Source organism: Oleiphilus sp. HI0080 (assembly GCF_001635135.1).
The window spans coordinates 1-6,431 of the sequence record NZ_LWFU01000460.1 but is presented as its reverse complement, the minus strand read 5'-3'; the positions used below and the strand labels follow the sequence as shown (position 1 = coordinate 6,431).

Annotated in this window: 9 protein-coding genes; 3 read left to right on the top strand and 6 right to left on the bottom strand. The window is 45.9% G+C overall.

What is annotated here, in order from left to right:
* Window positions 1–878, top strand: an 878-nt coding sequence (locus tag A3751_RS09335) for a TRAP transporter large permease subunit (protein WP_156492353.1), incomplete at its 5' end; no start/stop codon positions are given.
* Between the two features lie 78 nt (window positions 879–956).
* Window positions 957–1,208: a hypothetical protein gene (locus A3751_RS09330; RefSeq protein WP_068454840.1), complete on the top strand. Its 252-nt coding sequence runs from the start codon at window positions 957–959 to the stop codon at window positions 1,206–1,208.
* 77 nt (window positions 1,209–1,285) lie between these two features.
* On the opposite strand, the gene A3751_RS09325 is transcribed toward A3751_RS09330, so the two are convergent.
* From A3751_RS09325 to yrfG, 4 genes are all read right to left on the bottom strand, one after another.
* Entirely contained in the window at window positions 1,286–2,818 is a 1,533-nt protein-coding gene (locus A3751_RS09325; RefSeq protein ID WP_068454846.1) for a phosphoenolpyruvate carboxykinase, read from the bottom strand.
* A 147-nt stretch (window positions 2,819–2,965) separates the two neighbouring features.
* On the bottom strand, window positions 2,966–3,823 hold the full coding sequence (locus tag A3751_RS09320) for an Hsp33 family molecular chaperone HslO (RefSeq protein WP_068454836.1): 858 nt from the start codon (window positions 3,821–3,823) through the stop codon (window positions 2,966–2,968).
* A 16-nt stretch (window positions 3,824–3,839) separates the two neighbouring features.
* Window positions 3,840–4,247 carry an RNA-binding S4 domain-containing protein gene (locus tag A3751_RS09315; RefSeq protein WP_068454833.1) on the bottom strand — a complete coding sequence of 136 codons (408 nt, stop codon included), beginning with the start codon at window positions 4,245–4,247 and terminating at the stop codon, window positions 3,840–3,842.
* Window positions 4,244–4,900, bottom strand: coding sequence for a GMP/IMP nucleotidase (gene yrfG, locus A3751_RS09310; RefSeq protein WP_068454825.1), 657 nt, complete (start codon window positions 4,898–4,900; stop codon window positions 4,244–4,246). The genes A3751_RS09315 and yrfG overlap by 4 nt, the downstream gene beginning before the upstream one ends.
* A gap of 58 nt (window positions 4,901–4,958) precedes the next feature.
* Here yrfG and cysQ point away from each other — a divergent pair, with 58 nt between their 5' ends.
* Window positions 4,959–5,777 carry a 3'(2'),5'-bisphosphate nucleotidase CysQ gene (cysQ, locus tag A3751_RS09305; RefSeq protein ID WP_068454822.1) on the top strand — a complete coding sequence of 273 codons (819 nt, stop codon included), beginning with the start codon at window positions 4,959–4,961 and terminating at the stop codon, window positions 5,775–5,777.
* Window positions 5,778–5,865: 88 nt separating this feature from the next.
* Here the strand turns inward: cysQ and A3751_RS09300 are convergent, their stop codons facing one another.
* Both A3751_RS09300 and A3751_RS23870 read right to left on the bottom strand, forming a co-directional pair.
* On the bottom strand, window positions 5,866–6,210 hold the full coding sequence (locus A3751_RS09300) for a hypothetical protein (RefSeq protein WP_068454819.1): 345 nt from the start codon (window positions 6,208–6,210) through the stop codon (window positions 5,866–5,868).
* Between the two features lie 131 nt (window positions 6,211–6,341).
* Window positions 6,342–6,431, bottom strand: a 90-nt coding sequence (locus A3751_RS23870; protein ID WP_369821238.1) for a zinc finger domain-containing protein, incomplete at its 5' end; no start/stop codon positions are given.

The window sequence follows — 6,431 nt, the reverse complement described above, 5'->3', positions numbered from 1 at the left end:
TTATTGCATTTATGAACCGCGAAGTAACAACTGACCAACTCTTTGGTTGGGGCATTTATGTCTTCCTACTTAGCGCGGTTATGTTTGCGCTGTTTGCTACAACGCTGAATCGTCAAAATCGTTTTGAGCTTGCCTCTCCGGCAGACGCGTTTCCTCAAATGATTGCGGCGTTCAGACCTCTTATCCCATACATTGTTTGCATGGTTGCAGTGGTTCTGTTCTATCGTTACGCGGTCAATGTGCGTCTTGATGAGTTCTCTGCCGCAAGGATACTCCCTGTAATGATGTTGGTTATTCTTATCTATGAGCACATCACTAAGAAAGACTCTGTAAGCGAAGACGGATTAACGACGATCCCTCACAAAGGAATCGAGAACTGTGTTCGTTCAGCAACGAACCAGACAACCGCAGAGATTGGTGCTTTACTGCTGCTCATCGGTTGTACTATTTGTCTCGGCGGAACGATTGAACGCTCAGGTGTCGTAGAATTGTTCCCAGCGGAGTTTACGAGTGTCTGGGCAGCAATGGGTCTACTAGTTTGTGTCCTGATTATCATGGGTATGATCATGGAGCCCTTCGGCGCAGTTATACTAGTAAGTCAAACGATTGCACCCATCGCTTACAACGCCGGTATCGATCCGATTCACTTCTGGATGTTAACGCTAGTAGCATTTGAGCTTGGTTATCTGAGCCCACCTGTTGCGCTTAACCACCTTCTTGCTCGTCAAGTGGTAGGGGAAGAGGAAGCGCTCAAGGCCGTTTTGACCGAGGGTAGCTTCTATCAGCGCTATGAGAAAATTCTGCTACCGTTGATCACGATGGGTACAGTGCTATTGATCGTTGCGTTTACGCCACTCTTCTATCAAATGATGAGTTAGCGTAAAGCTGATATGCTGAAGAGCCTCGCCTAGTGCGGGGCTTTTTTATTTACAAGGAAAGGATGAAAGGAGATCAGGATGATCAACTCAACAATCAAACTACCGTGGCTTTTAACCTTAGGCATATGCCTTAGTCTACCGATACTAAGCTCAGCAAAAGAAGGTTCTTACAAAGAGTGCTACAAGATTGCCAAGCAGATTGAAGAAATAAACACAAAAAGAAAGCGTGGCGGCTCAGGTAAGCAAATGGATAAATGGCGCAAGAAACGCCATCAACTAAGCAATAAATCCTACGCAATTAAATGCCGAAAACACGGCATTATTCTCTGATAATAGCTCACAGAACTCAGACATAAAAAAACCGGTATCGCTAAAAACGATACCGGTTTTGTATTACATATTAAGATTTAAAGCTGCGGGCCTGCTGCAACAATGGCATCAGAAACATCAAACTTCTTAAAGTTCTCAACGAACTGGGAAATAAGATCTGCCGCTTTTGCATCATAATCTTCTTTGCTCGCCCAAGTGTCGCGAGGGTTAAGCAATCCAGCATCAACACCAGGAACAGCAATCGGAATCTCAAGATTCAATTTCTCAAGATGCACTGTTTCTGCATCAGCAAGGGCACCGCTCTGAATCGCAGAAATAATGCCACGAGTCGTTGGAATGCTAAATCTTTGACCAACACCAAACGAGCCACCGGTCCAACCAGTGTTTACCAAGTAAACTTTAGAACCGAACTCTTCCATTCGCTTCATAAGCAACTCCGCATACTCGCCAGCAGGGCGCGGGAAGAATGGTGCGCCGAAACAGGTTGAGAACGTCGATTTGAGCTTTGAATCGGAACCCATTTCTGTAGAGCCAACCAAAGCCGTATAACCGCTTAGGAAGTGATATGCCGCCGCTTCTTTACTAAGAAGTGAAACAGGTGGCAATACACCAGTCATATCGCAAGTCAGAAAGACAATCGCGTTTGGCTCACCAGCGCGATTCTCAATGACACGCTTTTCAACATGCTCAAGCGGATAGGCACATCGCCCGTTCTCAGTCAGGCTCGTATCTGTGTAGTCTGGAATGCGAGAATTCTCATCCATCTTCACATTTTCTACGATCGCCCCGAATTTTATCGCATCCCAAATGATTGGTTCATTCTTCTGACTCAAATCGATCGTCTTTGCGTAGCAACCACCTTCGATGTTAAAGACAGTGCCTTTGCCCCATCCGTGCTCATCATCACCGATGAGAAAACGCTCAGGATCAGCAGAAAGAGTCGTTTTACCTGTTCCAGAGAGACCGAAGAACAAGGTCGTTTCACCGTCTTCACCAACATTCGCGGAACAATGCATCGGTAAGACGTCTTTTTCTGGCAATAGAAAGTTCTGGACAGAGAACATCGCTTTCTTCATCTCACCGGCATAACGCATTCCTGCAAGCAGAACTTTGCGCTGGGCAAAGTTAATCATCACGGTACCATCGCTATTAGTACCATCACGCTCAGGATCACAAATGAAGCTTGCGACATTCAGAATTTGCCACTCTTGCTTATCAGCCGGATTGTAATGATCAGGACGGATGAACAAGTTGCGGCCGAAAAGATTTTGCCATGCGGTTTCAGTCGTTACTTTCACTGCGAGGTAGTGATCTGGATCAGAACCTACATGAAGATGAGACACGTAGCTGTCTTTCTCAGCAAGATACGACTCAACGCGTTCCCATAAAGCGTCAAATTTTTCCGCATCAAAAGGGCGGTTAATCGGACCCCATGAGATAGCATCAGAAGTGCTTGGCTCTTCAACAATAAAACGATCCATAGGAGACCGACCAGTTCTTTTACCTGTAGTCACTACCAAAGAACCGTTTGCGGCTAAGCTGCCTTCTTTGCGCTCAAGCGCGTGTTCAACAAGTTGCGCTGAACTTAGATCAACAAAAGTGTTACTCACTTTGACCTCACCAGAAATTGAAATTTGCATTTAGGCGAGTCAAAACCCGCTTAAAATTGGTGCGCTATTATGCCAAAAGGCTGTACAAAAAACGACAGGCTTTTCGACTCTCGCGTTTTATGCGCTCTATACCTGCTATGAATAGCCCTAGTGCGGCTTGCCGATATTAAACACAGTGTTAATTTTCGCGCGATCAAACTCATAATGCCGCCCACAAAACTGGCAATCCACCTGAATGACCGACTCTTCTTCGAGAATGTTTAATGCTTCTTCAATACCTAAGGCTTCAATAGAAGCCAAAGACCGTTGTTCCGAGCAAGAACATTGGAATTGAACAGGCTCACTTTCGAAAACAGAAACTTTCTCTTCATGGTAAAGACGGTGGAGAATCTCAGCATTACCATGCGCTTTGAGCTCTTCAAATCCCAGCGTTTCACTCAACTGCCGAATTCGATCCCATGCATCCTGATCTTCCATGAGTTTGTAATCCGGCAACTGCTGTAGCATCAACCCGTAACAGCCGTCTTCATCAGAAGCGAACATAAAATGTGTTTCTAGCTGCTCTGAAAGGTCGAAGTATCGCGCAAGACATTCGGCCATCGTCGCGTGCTCCAGTGGCACGATACCCTGGTAGCGGTTGCCTTTCTCTGGATCGATAGTAATGGCGAGTTGTGCCTTACCTAAAAGCATCCTCAGCTCGCCTTCGTTCGGCATGTCGTCAGTATAATTAGCAATCGTTCGAAAGCTCCTCATATTCGTTGCTTCTGCCATCAACAGGGTTAGAGGGCCCTGCCCACGAGCATGCAACGACAAACGCCCTTCAAACTTAAGTGTTCCGGTCATCAGCAGCGTGGCGGCCGTTGCCTCGGCAAGCAATTGCCTCACAACCGCTGGATATTGCTTACCTTCTATCGCTTGTAGAAAGCTATCTGAAAGCCTGACGATTTCACCTCGAATGTGGCATTCGTCAAACATAAATTTTTGAAATGAATCACCTTCAAGCATATATACTTCTCTCTGTTTAATCGTTTCGTTCTTCTTTAAAACGGTGAATCAAACGCCTATCACGCTTATTAGGTCGACGAAAAGCAACAGGCTGACTCTCACGCTCGGCCCTTCGTTCAGCAAGCTTCTGCTCGCGTTTTTCGAAGCTCTCCTCGGTTTCTTCATACAATACTTGGGCAAGCGTTGCGTTTTGCCGTCTATCTGAGATGCCTTTTACAATCACGACTTTATCTACCCAACCCTGCCGGATTGTTAGCTCAACACCCACATCAACTGTTTTTCCTGGTTTACAACGTTGCCCGTTGTACTCCACTTTCCCACCCTCGACGGCTTCTTTTGCCAGTGTTCTCGTTTTAAAAAAACGGGCAGCCCAAAGCCATTTATCAATGCGGACCTTAACTTCTGCGTTGTTCTGCTTACTCATGAATTCGGTAATATATCTAAAAACGACTTTAACAGGGGAAACGGACTCTCTTGCCTGATTGCACCCTGACTATCTGGCTGCTCAATGTTAATCAAATGTACTAAACCGGCTTGCTTTGCTGAGTATAGGACGTCTTCATTGTCATCAAAAAAGACCGTCTTTTCTGGGTCAAAGGGCAAAGCCTGATTCAACTTCTGCCAAAAAACCGGATCTTCTTTTGGTACCCCAAAGTCATGCGAAGTATGTATCTCATCAATATAATCACCCAAATTGGTGCACTGCATCTTGATTTCAACTCCTGCTCTGTGGGAGTTCGTAACGAGAATTACTCGATAATGCGCTTCCGCCAATAACTGCAAAAAAGTCTGGGCATGTGGCCGAAAAGCAATTTTATCTTTCACTTCATGCTTGAGACTAAGCAAATCGATATTCAACAAGTCGGCCCAATAATCGAAGCAATACCAGTTCAGCGTGCCCTTGAGACTATGGAAGAACTCTCCAAGATAATCCCGGGCCTGTTCTTCTGTCATCGACTTCATCTCTGCATAACGCTTCGGCAGGTGGTGCAGCCAGAAGTAGTTATCATAATGCAGGTCCAGCAAGGTGCCGTCCATATCAAGGAAGACCGTGTCTATTTCATTCCAGTCGAGCATCAAAGTCTTTATACTCAGGTCGCGTTTATTCACTGCATTCTAACTAAGCATGGAAGATATGTCAGATTTAAGAGAGTTGTTTCCCGCGCTAGAGCGCATTGTAAGAGAAGCCGGTCAAGCCATCCTGAAGGTTTACCAGCAAGAGGCGCCATTGGACATAGACACCAAGTCCGATGACTCACCTGTTACCCAAGCCGATATTGCAGCGCACAGAATTATTGAGAAGAGCTTGCTCGAGCTAACTCCAGACATTCCGATCCTCTCCGAGGAAGGCGGCTTGCCAGGCTATGATATCCGTGGCACTTGGTCCGAGTATTGGTTAGTTGACCCTCTCGATGGCACCAAAGAATTCATCAATAAGAATGGTGAATTTACCGTCAATATTGCATTGATTCGCGATGGAGAGGCGATTCTCGGCTACGTCTACGTGCCGGTTTTGGATAAACTCTATTTCGGCGGCACGGATTTCGGTAGCGTGAGAAAAGATAGGGCCGGCGAAGAGAGGCTCGAGGCTCAAGCTCTGAAACTGGGTGGCGAACTAAAAGTAGTCGGAAGTCGCCGTCACGGAGCTGAAGCCCTAGACGACTTACTTAACTCCCTATCTCAAGATTTCTCGAACATCTCTAGGATAGACATGGGAAGCTCGCTAAAAATCTGCGCATGCGCTGAAGGCAGCGCAGACTGGTACCCTCGGTTGGCTCTCACCAGTGAGTGGGACACTGCAGCAGCGCATGCAGTATTGAAAGGAGCTGGAGGGGAAATATATAAACCTGACTTAACGCCACTTCAATACAATACCAAAGAAGACATCCTTAACCCTCATTTCCATGCGGTTGGTGATGTAGAGTTCCCTTGGCCTAACTACATTAAGGGATAAACATTTAGCCGGAAATTCCGAATTTGGCGCACAAAAAAAACGCGGGCAGGAATAACCATGCACGCGTTTCTCATTCTCTTTCCAGAGACTATTCGTTCTCGTCGTCTTCTTGCTCAACGACTTCCGAAGCTTTTCTTCCATTGATCGTGCAGCCAAGGCAACGAACAAACGTAGTCTCGAACGGCCCCTCAACCAACACCTCAAAAGATTCGCCGAAATTTCCACCCAAGGCCGAAAATGGCGAAGAAATGATAAAAATTCCAGCACCAATTACGGTCGTTACCAACATGACTGGACGAACAAATAATGCGTCTCCTGTCATTGCCAATGAGCTTGGTGTTTCACTAATTGTATTTGCGTGCGCAATTGTTGGAAGAGCCAAAGTCAAAGACAGGGCAAGACTAAACAATATTTGCTTGATTTTTTGGTGCATCGAAACTCCTCCACCAGAGCCGAACGTATTTAAAGATAATTCTAAAAGAATAGGTTAAGTGAATGATTTAACTATAGCTGCTGTTTAGATTCTGTCTAATTTGTTGTGCTATTCAACGACGAGTTTAAAGGCTATTTTTGACATACTCCGCAATATACAGTGCTACGACCAGACAGTCTCAGCTCTTTTAGCGCCGCGCCGCAACCTTTACACGGCTCGCC

Coding starts and splice junctions, on each gene's coding strand:
- A3751_RS09315 (WP_068454833.1), bottom strand. CDS start 4,247: ATGAGTAAGCAGAACAACGCAGAAGTTAAGGTCCGCATTGATAAATGG.
- cysQ (WP_068454822.1), top strand. CDS start 4,959: ATGTCAGATTTAAGAGAGTTGTTTCCCGCGCTAGAGCGCATTGTAAGA.
- A3751_RS09330 (WP_068454840.1), top strand. CDS start 957: ATGATCAACTCAACAATCAAACTACCGTGGCTTTTAACCTTAGGCATA.
- A3751_RS09320 (WP_068454836.1), bottom strand. CDS start 3,823: ATGCTTGAAGGTGATTCATTTCAAAAATTTATGTTTGACGAATGCCAC.
- yrfG (WP_068454825.1), bottom strand. CDS start 4,900: ATGCTCGACTGGAATGAAATAGACACGGTCTTCCTTGATATGGACGGC.
- A3751_RS09300 (WP_068454819.1), bottom strand. CDS start 6,210: ATGCACCAAAAAATCAAGCAAATATTGTTTAGTCTTGCCCTGTCTTTG.